Here is a 1,951-nt window from a genome sequence, read left to right on the forward strand (position 1 = left end):
GGTACCATCTCTTATTGACGGTATTGGTAACGGTCTAGGTTACGGTTTCGTTCTTATCACTGTAGGTTTCTTCCGTGAGCTATTTGGCTCAGGCAAACTATTTGGCTTAGAAGTTCTACCTCTAGTGAGCAACGGTGGTTGGTACCAGCCTAACGGCCTAATGCTACTAGCACCATCAGCATTCTTCCTAATCGGCTTCCTTATCTGGGTAATCCGTATTCTGAAACCAGAACAAGTAGAAGCGAAGGAGTAAGGACGTCATGGAACATTACATTAGTCTGTTAGTTAAATCGATTTTCATCGAAAACATGGCTCTGTCTTTCTTCCTAGGTATGTGTACTTTCCTTGCCGTATCTAAGAAGGTTAAGACCTCTTTCGGCCTAGGTGTTGCAGTTGTGGTAGTTCTGACTATCGCTGTTCCTGTGAACAACCTGGTATACAACCTAGTTCTGAGAGAGAACGCGTTAGTTGAGGGCGTGGACCTTAGCTTCCTAAACTTCATCACCTTTATCGGTGTAATTGCAGCACTTGTACAGATTCTAGAGATGGTCCTAGACCGTTTCTTCCCACCTTTGTACAACGCGCTAGGCATCTTCCTACCGCTGATCACAGTAAACTGTGCAATCTTCGGTGGTGTATCTTTCATGGTACAACGTGACTACAACTTTGCTGAATCGATCGTTTACGGTTTCGGCTCTGGTGTGGGCTGGATGCTAGCAATCGTTGCTCTTGCAGGTATCCGTGAGAAGATGAAGTACTCTGACGTACCTCCAGGTCTACGTGGTCTTGGTATCACATTTATCACTGTAGGTCTTATGGCGTTAGGCTTTATGTCTTTCTCTGGTGTTCAACTGTAAGTCGGGTAAACCGCAACAATTAAGGAATAGTCAATGGACATTATTCTTGGTGTAGTGATGTTTACTCTGATCGTACTTGCACTAGTACTAGTGATTCTTTTCGCTAAGTCTAAGCTTGTACCAACAGGTGACATTACAATTTCTGTGAACGATGACCCTTCTCTGGCGATCGTTACACAACCAGGTGGTAAGCTACTGAGTGCTCTAGCAGGTGCTGGCGTATTCGTATCTTCTGCTTGTGGTGGCGGTGGCTCATGTGGTCAGTGTCGCGTAAAAGTTAAATCAGGTGGTGGCGACATCCTACCAACCGAGCTTGACCATATTACTAAAGGTGAAGCGCGTGAAGGTGAGCGTCTAGCGTGTCAGGTTGCAATGAAAACTGACATGGATATCGAGCTTCCTGAAGAGATCTTCGGCGTTAAGAAGTGGGAATGTACTGTTATCTCTAACGATAACAAAGCGACATTCATCAAAGAGCTTAAGCTGCAAATTCCAGATGGCGAATCAGTACCTTTCCGTGCTGGTGGTTACATCCAGATTGAAGCTCCTGCTCACCACGTGAAATACGCAGACTACGATATTCCTGAGGAATACCGTGAAGACTGGGAGAAGTTCAACCTTTTCCGTTACGAGTCTAAAGTTAATGAAGAGACCATTCGTGCATACTCTATGGCTAACTACCCAGAAGAGCACGGTATCATCATGCTTAACGTTCGTATCGCAACTCCGCCGCCGAACAACCCAGACGTACCACCAGGCATCATGTCTTCATACATCTGGTCTCTAAAAGAAGGCGACAAGTGTACTATTTCTGGTCCATTTGGTGAGTTCTTTGCGAAAGATACAGATGCAGAAATGGTATTCGTTGGTGGTGGTGCTGGTATGGCTCCAATGCGCTCACACATCTTCGACCAACTTAAGCGTCTGCACTCTAAGCGTAAGATGTCTTTCTGGTACGGCGCACGTTCTAAGCGTGAAATGTTCTACGTAGAAGACTTCGATATGCTACAAGCTGAGAATGACAACTTCGTATGGCACTGTGCACTGTCTGATCCACTTCCAGAAGATAACTGGGATGGTTACACTGGCTTTAT

3 protein-coding genes are annotated in these 1,951 nt (G+C 45.5%); all 3 read left to right on the plus strand.

What is annotated here, in order from left to right; all coding sequences use genetic code 11:
• Positions 1 to 253: Rnf-Nqr domain containing protein (locus IQR33_RS18180; RefSeq protein ID WP_322631780.1), on the plus strand; the 253-nt coding region annotated here is incomplete at its 5' end.
• 7 nt (positions 254 to 260) lie between these two features.
• Positions 261 to 857, plus strand: coding sequence for an NADH:ubiquinone reductase (Na(+)-transporting) subunit E (gene nqrE / locus IQR33_RS18185; protein WP_005380270.1), 597 nt, complete (start codon positions 261 to 263; stop codon positions 855 to 857).
• Between the two features lie 33 nt (positions 858 to 890).
• Positions 891 to 1,951 (plus strand): NADH:ubiquinone reductase (Na(+)-transporting) subunit F (gene nqrF, locus IQR33_RS18190; RefSeq protein WP_193843909.1); only part of this gene is annotated, 1,061 nt, incomplete at its 3' end.

Source organism: Vibrio sp. OPT46 (assembly GCF_015163535.1).
GTDB classification, from domain to species: domain Bacteria; phylum Pseudomonadota; class Gammaproteobacteria; order Enterobacterales; family Vibrionaceae; genus Vibrio; species Vibrio alginolyticus.

Coding starts and splice junctions, on each gene's coding strand:
- nqrE (WP_005380270.1), top strand. CDS start 261: ATGGAACATTACATTAGTCTGTTAGTTAAATCGATTTTCATCGAAAAC.